Genomic DNA, 14,645 nt, shown 5'->3' on the forward strand with positions numbered 1-14,645 from the left:
GGGAGGCGGCCGGGGCTGGACTGAGCAAAACGAAGGAAGCCCCGGGGTTTCGCCATTGAATTACTCACTGTGCGAAGTCTGCTTCCGCTGGCCATCCTGCAAATAGTGCGACCGGTATGCTGCGGGCGTCTGGCCTGTCGAACGACGAAACAGCTTTGTGAATGAGCTCTGATCATAGAACCCGCACCGCAGTGCGATCTCGGTAATACTGCTCTCAGTGGTGATCAGCAAGTGTCTGGCGGCGTTCAGACGGACTCGCAGGATGTAGCTGCGGGGTGTCATCTGGAACAGGGCTTTGAAGCGGCGATCGAACTGACTAATGGACAGGAACGACTGCTCGGCCAGTTCCGCCACGGAGATGCGATCCATGTAGTGCTCGAGCACGAATCGCAGCACGCCATCCATTTCCGCCATCGGACGGTAGATCGCCCCGAACTTCTGCAGGTCCCGCATCATCCCAGCGACGCCGATCACCGCCCCCTTTCGATCAAAAAGGGGAAGCTTGCTGGAAAGAAACCAGTTCAGATTTCCCGCTTCGGCCGGGATCAGCCAGACCTGATCGGGAAGCGGCTTCCCTGACGCCATCACCTGCTGATCCTCGCTGACATAGCGATCCGCCAGATAACGGGGATGCAGTTCGAAATCGGACCGTCCGACAATCTGTGACTCATGAGTGAGTCCACGGAGTTCGAGGAGTGATCGATTGGCGGTAACCAGCCGGCTGTGGGCATCTTTCACATAGAAGCAGACACCGGGAAGGTACTCAAAAAGCGTGGCCAGCTGCAGCGGAGAACCGAGCCGATCGAGAAACTTCTTCCGGAAAGTCAGTGAATCATCCATGCGCAAAAAATACCAGAGAATGCTGGAATGCTACAATCGCTGGCAGCGGAAAACGCGTATCCTCACCTCAATACTTCCCATTCCTCCAAAGAGTGACAAACGCAATGGATACCACCTTTCTGGCTCCCCCAGCGACCGAAGACCTCGAAAAGCTCGACCGGGATCTGCGTTTTCATCCGGTCACGAACGACCGTCCACAGACATTGACCGCAAGCGAAATTGCCGCCTTCAATCGCGATGGGTATCTCCGGCCGTACCGCATTTTTTCCGAGACCGAAATCGGGCAGATCCGTGCCTACTTCGACGATCTTCTTGCCCGTGTCGTTGCTGCCGGCGGGGACAGCTATTCCATCAGCACCGCACATCTCAAGTACGGTCCGGTCTATGACATTCTGACCCATCCCCGGATTGTCGCACATGTCAAAGACCTGCTGGGGGAGAACGTGGTCGCCTGGGGATCGCATTTCTTCTGCAAGATGCCACACGACGGGAAGAAGGTTGGCTGGCATCAGGACGCCAGCTACTGGCCTCTCAGTCCGTCCAAGGCCGTCACCGTCTGGCTGGCGATCGATGACGCCGATGTCGAAAACGCGTGCATGCGGTTCATCTCCGGGTCGCACCATTTCGGACACATGACCTATCGTCCAGGAAGTCCTGCAGACCACAGCGTCCTGAATCAACTGATCGACAATCCTGAACAGTACGGGACTGCTGTCGATGACGTTCTCAAAGCGGGTGAAGTTTCGTTTCACTCCGATCTTCTACTGCACGGTTCTCAGGCCAATGAGTCCGATCGGCGTCGCTGTGGACTCACGCTGCGGTATGCTGCCGCGGATGTGCGCGCTGGACTCGACTGGAACCGCAAAGGAGTGATCGTCAGTGGCAGCGACCCCAGCGGGCACTGGAGCAATGCATCCCGACCAGCTGCGGAATAACGACTGACACCAGAACCGGAAGGCGATGGGCCACCCTTCCGGTTCACGGATCGCGGCGTTTTCGGATAAGCTGCGAAGATGAACGATGCCCGGCCGACCGCCTCTCCCTGTATTCGCGTGTGTGAACTCGATCACACCAGAACTGTCTGCGTTGGTTGCCTGCGGACGGTGGATGAGATTGCCCGCTGGTCCGTCATGAATGAGGAGACCCGCCAGCAGGTGGTCGCGCGGGTGCGAGCTGCCCGACTGCAGCAGTCCAAACACTCAGAACCGATCGGGTGAATTCTGCTTCCCGGCCCGGGTGAACAGCGGGACGATGAACATCAGAAATCCCATCACCGCTCCGAATGGAATCAGAACTTGAGGGCGGCGAATCAGCAAAATCACCGCAGCGATGACACCTAACGTCATCCAGGGAGAGACATTGGCCCAGGCTGCCGCCCTTCCGCGGGTCGGCATTCCGACCCAGAACGCCCCCAGCAGCAGACCGGCCCGGATAAAACTGCCGCACCAGATATTGTTCCACGAATCCAGTACGCCGATGATCGGCCCGGCACACACGCATGCAATCGCCAGGATCCCCACAAGGAACCGATTGACCTGCTGCCGGGTGAGAGAATTCAACGGAATTGTCCTGATCGTTTCATCTTACGGCGGAAAAGCCTGTTTTTCGGACTTTGACAGGCGGGAAAGACTCGCTCGTGCCGATATTACCTTGCCGGCGATTCGGGGGAAATTGTGCGCCGAGATTTCGCTGGCGGGGGCGAGTGGGGAGTTCTTGTATTTCATCCCACGCGGGATGTCACTGAAAATCTGCCAGATCGGTGCCACGGATGCGCGGCGTTTGGTTCCTTTGTCTGTACACGATGATCAGCTGCGGATGCATCCGCACCGCGGTCGTGAAGTTCTGGGAACCTGCTGCCATCGACGTCTGCAGCATGAACCGCATCGTCGTTCTGGAATTCGCCGGCGATCAAGGGAAGTCGGTAGCGACGTCACTTTCCGGTCAGCTCTGGCAGAATGAATTCTATACAGTCGTCGATCAGAACGAGCTTTCTCAGGAACTGCAGCTGGCAAGTTTCTCACGGGCGTCCGGTGATGAAATCAACCTGCATGAAATTCTCGGCCCCGCTCGGGCTCAGGGAATCGACGGCGTGCTGATGGGCGAAGTAATCGATTACCACTGCGAGGACAAGCACGTCCGCCGAACCGCACTGGCTGCTTCCAGCGGCGGGGGAACGATCGGACAGAATCGTCTGGCCTCGGGAGGCGGAGTGGGAGTCGAGTTCCGCGAGAACCTCGTCCGGGAAGGGACCGTCACGGTGGCCTTCAAACTCGTGGATGCCGAGACCGGTGAAATCCGGGCTGCTCATCAGGTTTCCCATCACTACACCGGGGAAAGCGAACTTGGGCCCGGGAAGCTGCCCACGCGAAGTGAAGTTCTCGACACACTCACCCAGAAGTGCCTGGCCGACATCGTGGGGATGCTCGCTCCTCACGAAGCAACTTCGCAAATTCAACTCGCCTCGTGCGATGTCTGGACGAAAGGCCGCCGCGAAGTGAAGGAAGGGAACCGGCACGCTGAGATCGGCCAATGGGATCTGGCGGAACAACAGTGGAACACCGCCCTGGAGATCGAGCCCAATAACCACGCGGCCATGTTCAATCTCTCGATCGCTGCCGATCATCGACACGATTATGCCCTCGCGGAACAACTGGCGATGCAGGCTCTCCGCCTGCAGCACAAGACCTGCTACACCGCCGGTCTGGATGAGATCCGCAAACACCGCTCTGCTGCCGAGAAAGCAGAAGAACAGCGTGATGCCCGCGTGGCGACAGCGGTGGATGAGATCTGGCGGTGAGGGTCAGTGGGTAGGGGGTAGGGGATAGGGGATAGGGGATAGGGAAGCGGGTGGCCCAGACAACGTCTGTGCGGCGAAGCCGCAAGAGGCCTCCCGGAAACCTTCCAAACGAATCACGCTGCCCCGTTCTCCTGAGCGATTCAGCCATTCATACGCTTCACGTCCATTTGAATGCGTTTCGACATGCCTCTTGTTCCTTCGGAACCCAGACTCTGTCTGGGGCACCCGGGGATCACGCTGTTTCAACAGGCGTGTATTGTCCGGCCAGACGATGAACGGCTTCTGCGGGACTCATGTTGAACAGCGCCTTTCCGCCAGTCCCCCAAACTCCGCTCTGATAATGAAAGACTGCGGATGCTTCCCGGAAGTGTCCCACAGCTTCGACGTCCTCCATCTCCCCGCCGGCGATCGCTTCGAAGTGAATCTCCACTCCGACGAATGCGGTCAGCAAGCCGGTTTCGATGTCCCGGGCAAAACTGACATCCGGCTTCCAGTCGCACCGGACCCAGGTCAGACCACGCGGAACCCCGCGCAGCACCGCCAGGTCAAAGAACTTCGCCTCCAGCGCCTCCCGACGCAGTTTGAACAGCCGCAGGGCCCGCTGGCTTTCAGTCGTTCTGCCCCCTCGAAAGATCAACCAGAGCAATATGGCTGTGGGGATCACAATCAATCCGGCGATGCAGAGCCACTGAAGCATGGAGAGTTCAATTCGTGCTGCTGTTGGCTTCAATCAGGCGATCGGACGCCTGTTTGGTATAGGGCTCAAACTCGGCGTTGTCTCTGTAGAGATTGACGATGGCCTGCCATTTTTCGCGAGCTGCGAGTTTCTTGCCATCAGCAAACAGCTCGTCCGCCTGCTTGAGCTGTTCCTCGATAAACGCGGTCCGGTCGGTTTCTCCATGCACCTGAGCCCGGATCTTTTCCGCCTGACGTCTGGCGAGATTCAGATACGGCCGGTTCGCAGGCTCTTCACGGGTGAGTACCTTGGGCATGGCGTCGTACTTTTCCAGAGCGGTAAAGCGGTCGCCAAACTTTTCGTACTGTAACGCAGCCAGATACAGCCGTTCCGGTTCGGACTGAGCATCCTTGCCGAGCTTGAGATTGGTTTCGATCCGGCTTTCGGTGCGAAACATTTCGATCTGATCGAGCCATTGCTGGCCCTGTTCCGCATGTTTTCCTTTGGGATAGCGGGCCAGCATCGTTTTGAGTCCCTGCTCTGCATTCACCCACGTGGCGGGTGTGGAGGCGGACATATACTTTTCAGCCCGGGCATACAGCGTCGCTTCACTGCGGCTCTGCATGACATAATAGGTCACCCCCAGCAGCATGACTCCCAGCACAGTCCCCAGGAACCAGCTCCGTTCGTAAATCGGAACGACGGCCCCTTCCTCCTGCTGCTTCTTCTTTTTCTTCTTGACCTGGGATGTCTTTTGATCGACTCCGGCTGTCATGACAGCACCGCCGGCAGCGGTCACCGCTTTCTGTTTTTCCTTTTGTTTCTCAGCCTTCTTGACGATTTCCTCCAGCCGCACCTGCACTGCCAGGGCATCGTACGGGCGATCGTCCGGCTCCTTGGCGAGAAGCTCATCAATCAGTTTCGTCAAACCGACAGGCACGGACTGATTGAACTCCCGCACAGACGGGGGAGTTTCATCCAGATGCTTGAAGAGCAACTCTGCCTGCGTTTCGGATTGAAATGGAACGCGACCAGTCAGAAGTTCGAAGAGCACGCATCCCAATGCGTACAGATCGGTGCGTCGGTTGACCGGATACTTGCCGCTGATCTGCTCGGGAGCCATGTAGTTCATGGTTCCCAGCGTCTTCCCCGCCTGGGTCAGTGCGGTCGCTTCGGTATCACGGGCGATGCCGAAGTCGGTCAACTTCAGCACCCCTTCTTTCGTCAGCAGAAGGTTGGCCGGTTTGAGATCCCGATGCACGATCCCGGCATTGTGGGCATGTTCCAGAGCCCGGGCGATCTGCAGTCCGTAGTCGACCGTCGTCTCCCAGGACAACCGGCCTTCCCGGCGAATGACCTGATCCAGAGCACCGCCGTCGATGATTTCCATCGCATAGAACCGCTGCGTGCGATTCGATCCCGCCCCGAAGTACCGAATGATATTGGGGTGCTGGAGCTTCTTGAGAATTTCCGTTTCGCGGATGAACCGCTGATTGACCGCTTCGTTCCCGCTCATGTCGGGAGCCAGAACTTTGACGGCACACTTGGTGCCATTCTTCTCATAGACCGCTGCGTAAACGATCCCCATTCCTCCCACGCCCAGTTCTTTTTCCAGAAGGAAGGGACCGATGCGGCGAAGCTTTTCGGAGTCGGAGCTCATGGATGAGGGTCAGCCGTTGAGGGGTTGCGGATGAGAAATCAGTTTCGCCGATTCAAGAAGCACTCGCAATCAAGATTTCCCTCAAGCTCAGCCTGAAGCTGAATCTCGCACTCGGAGAGTGCGAGGTACTGTCCTCCGCACTCTCCGGGTGCGGTTGATTGCTGTACGCCGCACTCGCCGAGTGCAGCAATTCGGCCCCGCTTCAGACTCATCAATCAAAATTCCCTTCAGCTGGATTGCCCTGAAACCTCGGCCCAGGCGGGAGTGGGGGCCTGGTAAGTCACTTCCTCGCCCGTCAACGGATGAACGATCTTCAGGCTGGCTGCGTGTAGACACATCGTTCCTCCCGTGGCATGAGTCTGCGTCTGGCCCATCTGCTGTTCAGGCAGATACAGCGGGTCCCCCACGACAGGAAATCCGAGATGCCACAGATGGACCCGAATCTGATTCGTTCGTCCCGTGATCGGCTGTGCCCGGACGAGCGTTGTTCCATCCTCGAACTGGTGGAGACGCTCGAAGACGGTGTGAGATGGGAGTCCGTTCTCGCAGATCGAGCGGCCGCCGCATTCGGTCGGCTCGGCGGAGATGGGGGCCTCACAGCGACAATTCTCCCAGGGAACAAGCCCCTGCACCCGGGCGAGATAGAACTTCTCGACGGTTCCTGCCTCAAACTGGGCGTGAACTTTTTGAGTCATCGTCCGGGTCTTACACAGAACCACCACTCCGGTGGTATTCGCATCCAGCCGATGCGGCGGGCGGAGTTTGAGCGGAGAATAGACTTCATTCAAGATCCACTGCAGCGTGTTGCGGTTGAAACGGCCGCTCGGGTGGCATGGCAACGGAGCCGGCTTGTTGACGACGACGAGTGCATCATCTTCATGCAGGATCTCAATCGCCCCATTTACATCCGGTTCAATGGAAGCCGGCGAGAGGTGGGCAAACTGTTCCCCCGGACGGACGATTCGATCTGCAGAAACAGGCTGACCGTGCTGATGGATCCTCCCTGACCGACAGACCTCTTCCCAGTACTCCGCCCCGAGATGAGGATGATTCTGTTTGACGAACTCCAGCAGGGTGAGACCCGCAAACCGCTCCCGGACATTCAGCGGACGTGGGTTGTCATAGGGTGTGCTCCCGGGTAAGGGTGTCACCGCCTTCTGAATCGCTGCGTGACGTTTTGCCAGCAGACGTTCGCGCTTCTGTTCTTCAGTCTGGAAGCAGTGCGGACAGGTGTGCGGCGGATCGTAGTGCGGCGACTGCTGATCTTCGACGCTCAAAGGCTGCAGGCAGGCGTAACATTGCTGCGTGGCGGTCGGCTTCAGTTCCGGGTCGAGAGCCACTCGCTTATCGAAGACAAAGCATTCCCCGTGATAGTGGTCACCCCCCACTTCCTCGAAGTACTTCAGAATTCCACCGTTGAGCTGAAAGATGTTGCGGAATCCCGCACGCTCCATCAGCGGTCCAGCCTTCTCGCAGCGGATCCCTCCGGTACAGAACATGACGACCGGACGTTCCCGCAAGTCTTCCGGGAGCTGCTCGATCGCTTCGGGGAAGTCACGGAAGTGATCGACGTTCACCGGCAAAGCGTCGTCGAACGTGCCGACGCGCACTTCAAAGTTGTTCCGAACATCCAAAAGCACCAGGTCGCGCCCCGATTCGATCCAGTCTTTCAGCTCCGGAGCCGAGATCTTCCGCGACGTCTTTCGGGCGGGATTAATGCCGTCAATTCCGAAGGCAATGATTTCCGGTTTGATCTTCACCAGCATCCGCTCGAACGGCTGATCGTCACTGAAACTCTCTTTCACTTCCAGATTCGAAAGAGCAGGATCACTCCGCAGGTGCTCCAGAAGCAAGTCCACCGCCGACCGTGATCCAGCAATGAACAGGTTGATCCCCTCGGGACTCAGCAGGATCGTCCCTTTCAAAGAGAGCTCTCTGCACAGCTTCCGCAGCGTGGTCTTGCGTTCCTGAAGATTGTCGAGGGGAACGAAGAGATAGGCAGCCACATTCACAAAGCTGCCGGGAGTTGATGCACTGGAGTCAGAAACAATCTTGGATGCTGCCGGGGCCATTTTTCTGAAAAAATTTCGGATTGAGGGTGAAAATTCAAAATCACACTATACTGAAGATTGTGTCGATCTGGCAGCTAGAACGCAGTTGAAATACAGGAGACCTCGCATGGGAAGTTTGCCGAATCCTCTGGAGCATCGTCAGCCGGACCACAACATCCTGGACCTGTTTCTGAAGCGATGGTCACCGCGTGCTCTCACCGGCGAAGCGATTCCTCAATCGACGCTGAATGAACTCTTCGAAGCCGCCCGCTGGGCACCGTCGACGTACAACGAGCAGGAATGGCGGTTTCTCTACGCGCATCGCGATACGGAGCACTGGCCCACATTTTTCGGCATTCTGATGGAAGCCAATCAGACATGGTGCAAAAACGCCGGCGTCCTGATTCTCGCTCTCTCCAAAAAGACATTTACCATGAACGGCAAGCCGAACCCCGTTCACTCCGTCGATACCGGGATGGCGGTGCAGAATCTTCTTTTGCAGGCAGCTTCCATGCACGATGTTGTCGCTCACGGCATGGCAGGGTTCGATCGCAGCAAGGCCCGCACAGCCCTCAAAATTCCGGAGGATTTCGAAATCGAGTGCATGATCGCTGTCGGGCGTCCCGGCGATCCCGAGGAACTCCCGCAAGCACTTCGCGAACGCGAAGTGGTCACCGGGCGAAAGAAGATTGAAGAATTTGCCCAGCCGGGCTCCTTCAACTTTTAAACGTTTCGCCAACTCATACGGGGATATCCAGCCTCTGCCTTCGGCACTCAGAACTCGACCTGATACTTTTCGGTCATCTCCCGTCGAACTCGGGCGGTGGCATCCTGCATGTCGTTCCAGGAGCTGTATCGAACAGCCTTGGCCTGTGCCTTTTCCTGAGTCGATATCTGGTTCACCTGCTGTGCATAGGAAGCAGACGTGTAGTTCCCGGTGTTGTAGTCGTAGTTGTTGTAGGAGAAATAGTCCCCGTACACGGCGGACTTGCGCACTCCGCTACGGATCCCCGAACTGCGCTCAGCGAGCGCCATGGTTCGCATGGTTTCCGCCACCATCGCGCCCCAGTCCAGCAACGCTGGATCCACCCCCAGCAACGGGAGCTGATCGATCTTCTTCGCATAGCGTTCCATCCAGACAGCATGATTGTCGCGGTTCTCTCCCAGCGTGGATTTCAGATCGTCGATCAAAGTCGCGACCGACTTGTAGTACTGCTGGGAGCTCTTGGCCGCCTGCTCGGCAGAAGAGGGCTGGTTTTCGTCTGAAGAACTCCCCTGACTGAATCGCGATGTGGGAACTTCCAGCAGGCTGAAGATCCGCCGCAGCGCGACGTCGTTCAAGTTCCCGCTCATGACAATCTGATGGTCTTCCAGATGAACGCTCCATTTCTCCAATCCCGGAAGATGGGCATCAAATCGATCCAGCGACTCCAGAATCAACGGTTTTGCGAAGTTCTTCAGTGGGGTGACATCGCCATGAAAATCGATCTCAAGACTTCCTTGAGCTTCTTTGTTCAAAGCGACCTTCAGCTTGATCCCCTTCAATCCCGAAATGATGGGAAGCAGGCGCGCGACCTGATCCTGGTGTTCCTTCAGGACCTCGGATTGCTGAAGCGTTAACTTCAGACGATGCGGCTGGATCGCATTCTCAAGATCCAGTGCCAGCACGATCGGGCGAGCTGCGGAAAGTTCCACCACTGCGTTATGCAGATACTCAGGAAAATCGGCAGCATGTTGAGTCTTCTGAGCTGCCGACCACTTCGCGACGAATTGACGGTCATCCGGGGCGGTCATTGCCAACAGCTTCGGACCGAGATCGAGGAAATACGCACCCGCGGGGGACCACGCGACAGAGACGTCGTCCACGGTGTCCAGCTGGCCTCCTTCTGCTTTGGCAATCGCTGAAAGCGGAAGATGCTCGGTCAACTCCAGAAGCGCCATCTCCCATGTCTGTTGCAGTTGATTGCGGATGTCCAGCTGCGCTGCGATCACCACCAGAGCGGTTTCGGGAGGCACCACCAGAGGACGCTACGTGTAAGCAGCCGCATGCACCTGCGCCCAACCCCGATCTCTCGCGATCTCCGATTCGTTGACGGCTTCCACATCGACAGCCATGACGGCGTTGGCCCCCGACGGGACGCGCTTGAGCAGCAGCTCGAATCGGTCATCCGCGAAAACCGGGACACCGAATCCGATACTGCACAGCGTGAATAACAAGTTGAAGGGCAAACACCACTTGGTGCACGACATCGTATTCCCCTTTGAACGCACGGTTTCAGACAGCGAACGAAAGCCAGATGCAGGCACTAGGGCAGGGAACAGGGAAAAGAAACCAACGACCCGTTTTGTCTGCCCAGAATGCGGCGAAATGAGAAAATCCAGAGGATTATCCACAATTCTGCCTGCAAATCCACTCCTGAAATTTCACCATTCAAGAGGTGCCGCAGAGAGCCAACAAAACAGTGCAAACCGCTCTGCAGATTTCGACCGGGTGAGATGTCACGCCAGAAAACAAAAAGAGCTTCCCATCAACGACGGGAAGCTCTTAGGGTGTCAATGTAATCGAACTGTTACGTTAGACTTCTTTGACGTCGATCCAGCTCATCATGCTGCGGAGTTCGCGGCCGACTTTTTCCAGCTGGTGCTCGCGTTCGCGACGGCGGGTTGCCTTGAAACTCGCCTGATTGACTTTGTTTTCCAGCAGCCAGTCGCGGGCGAATTTGCCGGACTGGATCTCGCTGAGGATTTCTTTCATCACCTTCTTGGTCTCTTCGGTGACGACGCGAGGACCGCGGGTGTAATCGCCGTACTCAGCGGTGTTCGACACGCTGTAACGCATGTAATTCAGACCGCCCTGGTAGAACAGGTCGACGATCAGCTTGAGTTCGTGCATACACTCGAAGTAGGCCATTTCGGGCTGATAACCCGCTTCGACCAGTGTTTCGAAACCGGCTTTGACCAGAGCGCTCACGCCCCCGCACAGCACAGCCTGTTCACCGAACAGGTCGGTTTCCGTTTCTTCAGCGATGGTCGTTTCGATCACGCCGCCACGGGTTCCGCCGATCCCCTTGGCATAGGCCAGGCACAGCTTCTTGGCAGTTTCCGAAGCACCCGGGTACATGGCGATCAGGCTGGGGACACCGCCCCCTTTGACGTATTCGCTGCGGACCAGGTGACCGGGACCTTTCGGAGCGACCAGACCGGCATCGACACCTTCAGGCGGAACGACCTGCCCGAAGTGAATGTTGAATCCGTGCGAGCAGAGCAGCACGTTACCGGGCTTCAGGTGAGGTTTGACGTCTGCCTTGTAGACGTCTCCCTGCACTTCGTCCGGGAGAAGAATGTTGACCAGATCGCCAGCTTCAGCAGCTTCGGCAGCGGAGACCGGCTTGAAGCCATGGCTGACAGCCAGATCGTAGTTGGGGCTTCCCTTGCGCTGGCCGATGATCACATTGCAGCCGCTGTCCCGCAGATTCTGAGCCTGGGCATGCCCCTGGCTGCCGTAGCCGAGAATCGCGATGGTCTTGTCCTTCAGCAGGGAGAGGTCGGCATCATCGTCGTAGTAAATTGTGACGGGCATCGGTTCGCTTTCGAAAGTACTGTAATGGGTTTTCTGACGTTGAATCTATTGCGTCACACACTTCAAGCGTGTGCAGGAGACGTTCTGACAAGAACGGTTTTTTGAGAACGGATGACTTACCGGGACTGCTCGGCCAGTTCCTCATGATGAGTCGGATCGCCAACTTCCACATCGGCGGACATCGTCACCTTGCGGGCCAGGGCAATCCGGCCGGTCCGGGCCATTTCCAGAATGCCGAACGGGCGGACAGCGTCAATGAACGCCTCAACTTTGCGTTCCTGTCCCGAGATTTCGATCATCACGTGTTCTGCGGAGACATCCACGATCCGGCCACGGAAAATGTCCGTCAGTTCCTTGATCTGGCTGCGCGTGGATGGGCTGACGGTTTTCACCTTGATCAGCATCAGATCACGCTCAACATGCTCTTCGTCGAGATAGTCGACCACTTTGACAATAGTGACGATCTTTTCGAGCTGCTTGCGGACCTGATCCAGTTCACGACCGCTCCCCGTGACAACGAATGTCATCCGGGAAAACTGCGGATTTTCCGTCGGCCCGACAGCCAGACTGTCAATGTTGTAGGCGCGGGAGGCCAACATACCGGAAACATGGGCCAGCACGCCTGGCTGGTTCATGACAAGTGCGGAAAGGATGTGTCTCATAGTTTTTTTCCGGAACACCGAGCTACGACGTCCCTATTCGGCAGGATCACTGACAGCGACAGGCTGTCAGTCATTGTAAGGAGTCCTGAAGACCCCACCTGCCAAGAGAAACAGTTTTGGAGGAAATACCGCCGCGTGACACTCTTCAGGCGTCCGATGTTCGCATCCAATTCAGGGCAAACCTGACGAATCAGGGAGTTTACTGGACCCCTGCAGCGCTCTCAACTGTGCAACAGGCAGAAACCGCCGACCCGCCAGTGGGGAAGTTCGATTAGGACGGTCCGGCAAATCCTGAGCGGGAATTTCGAGAAGCTGCGGTAACGCCACAATGCAGAGACGCCGACCAGATCAATCGCCTCAGATCAATTCGCCTACGACAGCGACTCCGTAATTCCGTGAGACTGCTGACATTTACCACAACCATGGGACGCCACTACCCATTTTCTATCGAATTTCGGCCTTTATATACCGGCCCAATTCGTCCTTTTTTCTCTTCTCCAGCGAATTGTTCGCATATAGTCTTATTTCGATCAATTGTCCTGCCGTCGTCGCGGCGTTCACGCCGAACTCGAATCATCGGAACTCAGCGCCAGTGTCTTCGAGGCCCTCAGGGCGAACGGCTCAACTTTTCCCCATTATTTTCAGAAGCAGAAATCATGACTCCACAGACTCATTTTGAACCCCGCAAAGTGAACCCTCAGGGCCCACCGAAGCGATCCGCATTTACGCTGATCGAACTGCTGGTCGTCATCGCCATCATTGCAGTGCTCATTGCCCTGCTGCTGCCGGCGGTTCAGCAGGCACGTGAGGCGGCCCGACGCAGCCAGTGCAAGAACAATCTCAAGCAGATTGGACTGGCCATGCACAACTACCACGACGTCTTTTCCACATTTCCCCCCGGCTCGGTCAACGATTGGTCACACTACACCACCCCCTGGGCTTCGATTCTGCCACAGGCTGATCAGGCTGCAGCGTTTAACAAAATGGTCTTCACCAGCGGATGGTCTTATCTCCCCGGGAATCCGGTGAATGCCGACATCCTCAACACTCTTCGTCCCCCTTACATGCAGTGCCCCAGCACGGTCCTCCGGCCGACAGAGACTGTTTACGTTGGCAGCACTCCCTATACCGTCACCACGACCAGCTACGCTCTCATCGGTGGTGCAGACACTGCAGCGACTGCTCAGGACGCCCTCACTTTCGGCAAAGTTTCAACCAGCGGAATTTTCTTCCGGAATTCCAAAATCGGCTTCCGGGATATCACCGACGGAGCTTCCAACACCATGATGATTGGAGAACAGTCGGACTACATGAAAGATGCAACCGGACAGAACGTGGACCCTCGCCCGCAGGGGCCAAGCGGAGCATTCATCGGCAGCCCCGGAGTCGAGAACTGGACCGGAGACTGCCGTTGCTACTCCAACACGGAGCCTGCGATACAACCTGTCATCCCGCGACGCTACGCTCCCCAACGCTGCTGGAGAAATGCATTGCAATACCCAGCTGCTCTCTCCGCACACGGGCGGTCTCCACATCCTGCTGTGTGACGGATCCGTCCGGTTCCTGAGCACAAACGCCAACCTCGATACCGCCAAGCAACTTGCTATGCGAGCCGACGGCCAGGTTCTCGGCGAATTCTAAAAGCACTTGCAGACCTCCCCTCTCCGGGGAGACCTGAAGTCGCCTGTTCGTTGAGTTTCACAACATTTTTGCTGCGTCTCTCCTGGCTTCATCATTGAGAGAGACGCAGCATCTTTCCATCAAGGTTGTCGCAAAATGTCCTCAATCACCCTATTTCTGAATCGACTGAAGGAGAAACAACTACAACGTCCCCTTTTGAGCACTTTCTGCCTCTTGCTGCTGACGGCATTCTGCGTGAGCGGCTGTGGCTCCGCCCATGTCGCCCCGAAAGGAAAGAAAGTCACCGGAGTGGTCACCTACAAGGGAAATCCTGTCCCAAAAGGAACGGTCACGTTCTACGACAAGGCCCAGGGGATGGGAGGAACTGCCGTCATCAATCCAGATGGAACCTTCGAGACTGTGCAACCGCTTGCCGATGGCAACTACGCAGTCACGCTGGTCCCGCCGCTGGTTGAAAAAGTCACGCCCGCAGGCACGACAGCCAAAGTCCCGGAAGAAATGGCCGAAATCCCTGCAAAATACAGAAGCCCCTCCACCAGCGGGTTCACCGCGAAGGTAACAGAGACCACAACTTCGTTCGATTTTGACATGAAGTAAGTGGATTAGAAGTCAATGAAAAGAGTCGAGGGATCTCCGCACTTGTGGAGGTCCCTTTTTCTTTTTCAACCGCCCTGCGGATTCATCTCATCACGACACGGCTGACTTCAATTCGACGCGCAGACCGGCAACGGTTTCTTC

The 14,645-nt window shown here is 56.8% G+C and carries 15 protein-coding genes and 1 pseudogene; 7 read left to right on the top strand and 9 right to left on the bottom strand.

Features of this window, described 5'->3' with window-relative positions:
• Positions 1–60: 60 nt before the first annotated feature.
• Entirely contained in the window at positions 61–840 is a 780-nt protein-coding gene (locus SH661x_RS18930; RefSeq protein WP_437224794.1) for a helix-turn-helix domain-containing protein, read from the bottom strand.
• 104 nt (positions 841–944) lie between these two features.
• On the opposite strand from SH661x_RS18930, the gene SH661x_RS18935 reads away from it, so the two are divergent.
• Together SH661x_RS18935 and SH661x_RS18940 are read left to right on the top strand one after the other, a co-directional pair.
• Positions 945–1,775, top strand: coding sequence for a phytanoyl-CoA dioxygenase family protein (locus tag SH661x_RS18935; RefSeq protein ID WP_437224796.1), 831 nt, complete (start codon positions 945–947; stop codon positions 1,773–1,775).
• Between the two features lie 78 nt (positions 1,776–1,853).
• Entirely contained in the window at positions 1,854–2,057 is a 204-nt protein-coding gene (locus tag SH661x_RS18940; RefSeq protein WP_437224799.1) for a DUF1289 domain-containing protein, read from the top strand.
• Here the strand turns inward: SH661x_RS18940 and SH661x_RS18945 are convergent.
• Positions 2,040–2,399 carry a hypothetical protein gene (locus SH661x_RS18945; RefSeq protein WP_437224802.1) on the bottom strand — a complete coding sequence of 120 codons (360 nt, stop codon included), beginning with the start codon at positions 2,397–2,399 and terminating at the stop codon, positions 2,040–2,042. The two genes, SH661x_RS18940 and SH661x_RS18945, sit on opposite strands and share 18 nt — an antisense overlap.
• A 209-nt stretch (positions 2,400–2,608) precedes the next feature.
• On the opposite strand from SH661x_RS18945, the gene SH661x_RS18950 reads away from it, so the two are divergent.
• Positions 2,609–3,637: a CsgG/HfaB family protein gene (locus tag SH661x_RS18950; RefSeq protein ID WP_437224804.1), complete on the top strand. Its 1,029-nt coding sequence runs from the start codon at positions 2,609–2,611 to the stop codon at positions 3,635–3,637.
• 232 nt (positions 3,638–3,869) lie between these two features.
• Here the strand turns inward: SH661x_RS18950 and SH661x_RS18955 are convergent, their stop codons facing one another.
• The 3 genes from SH661x_RS18955 to SH661x_RS18965 all read right to left on the bottom strand — a co-directional run bounded on the left by SH661x_RS18955 (position 3,870) and on the right by SH661x_RS18965 (position 8,045).
• On the bottom strand, positions 3,870–4,334 hold the full coding sequence (locus SH661x_RS18955; RefSeq protein WP_437224807.1) for a hypothetical protein: 465 nt from the start codon (positions 4,332–4,334) through the stop codon (positions 3,870–3,872).
• A gap of 7 nt (positions 4,335–4,341) precedes the next feature.
• The gene (locus SH661x_RS18960; RefSeq protein WP_437224809.1) at positions 4,342–5,973 is read right to left on the bottom strand and encodes a serine/threonine protein kinase; all 1,632 of its coding nucleotides are present in this window, start codon (positions 5,971–5,973) and stop codon (positions 4,342–4,344) included.
• A gap of 227 nt (positions 5,974–6,200) precedes the next feature.
• Positions 6,201–8,045 (bottom strand): sulfurtransferase, encoded by a 1,845-nt coding sequence (locus tag SH661x_RS18965; protein WP_437224812.1) that lies wholly within the window; start codon positions 8,043–8,045, stop codon positions 6,201–6,203.
• A gap of 106 nt (positions 8,046–8,151) precedes the next feature.
• Here SH661x_RS18965 and SH661x_RS18970 point away from each other — a divergent pair, with 106 nt between their 5' ends.
• The gene (locus SH661x_RS18970; RefSeq protein WP_437224815.1) at positions 8,152–8,751 is read left to right on the top strand and encodes a nitroreductase family protein; all 600 of its coding nucleotides are present in this window, start codon (positions 8,152–8,154) and stop codon (positions 8,749–8,751) included.
• Positions 8,752–8,798: 47 nt separating this feature from the next.
• Here the strand turns inward: SH661x_RS18970 and SH661x_RS18975 are convergent, their stop codons facing one another.
• From SH661x_RS18975 to ilvN, 4 genes are all read right to left on the bottom strand, one after another.
• Positions 8,799–10,040 (bottom strand): hypothetical protein, encoded by a 1,242-nt coding sequence (locus tag SH661x_RS18975; RefSeq protein ID WP_437224817.1) that lies wholly within the window; start codon positions 10,038–10,040, stop codon positions 8,799–8,801.
• Positions 10,041–10,052: 12 nt separating this feature from the next.
• A complete protein-coding gene (locus tag SH661x_RS18980) occupies positions 10,053–10,274 on the bottom strand; it encodes a hypothetical protein (protein ID WP_437224820.1) in 222 nt (73 codons plus the stop codon).
• Between the two features lie 325 nt (positions 10,275–10,599).
• On the bottom strand, positions 10,600–11,604 hold the full coding sequence (gene ilvC / locus SH661x_RS18985; RefSeq protein ID WP_437224822.1) for a ketol-acid reductoisomerase: 1,005 nt from the start codon (positions 11,602–11,604) through the stop codon (positions 10,600–10,602).
• Between the two features lie 116 nt (positions 11,605–11,720).
• The gene (ilvN, locus tag SH661x_RS18990; protein WP_437224824.1) at positions 11,721–12,266 is read right to left on the bottom strand and encodes an acetolactate synthase small subunit; all 546 of its coding nucleotides are present in this window, start codon (positions 12,264–12,266) and stop codon (positions 11,721–11,723) included.
• Positions 12,267–12,688: 422 nt separating this feature from the next.
• On the opposite strand from ilvN, the pseudogene SH661x_RS18995 reads away from it, so the two are divergent.
• The 3 genes and pseudogenes from SH661x_RS18995 to SH661x_RS19005 all read left to right on the top strand — a co-directional run.
• Positions 12,689–13,573: pseudogene (locus tag SH661x_RS18995) on the top strand (DUF1559 family PulG-like putative transporter); the annotation flags it as partial.
• Positions 13,574–13,583: 10 nt separating this feature from the next.
• Positions 13,584–13,907 carry an H-X9-DG-CTERM domain-containing protein gene (locus SH661x_RS19000; protein WP_437224827.1) on the top strand — a complete coding sequence of 108 codons (324 nt, stop codon included), beginning with the start codon at positions 13,584–13,586 and terminating at the stop codon, positions 13,905–13,907.
• 234 nt (positions 13,908–14,141) lie between these two features.
• The gene (locus SH661x_RS19005) at positions 14,142–14,504 is read left to right on the top strand and encodes a carboxypeptidase regulatory-like domain-containing protein (RefSeq protein ID WP_437224829.1); all 363 of its coding nucleotides are present in this window, start codon (positions 14,142–14,144) and stop codon (positions 14,502–14,504) included.
• Positions 14,505–14,645 lie beyond the last annotated feature (141 nt).

This window comes from Planctomicrobium stercoris (genome assembly GCF_051465655.1).
In the GTDB taxonomy this organism is placed as follows: domain Bacteria; phylum Planctomycetota; class Planctomycetia; order Planctomycetales; family Planctomycetaceae; genus Planctomicrobium.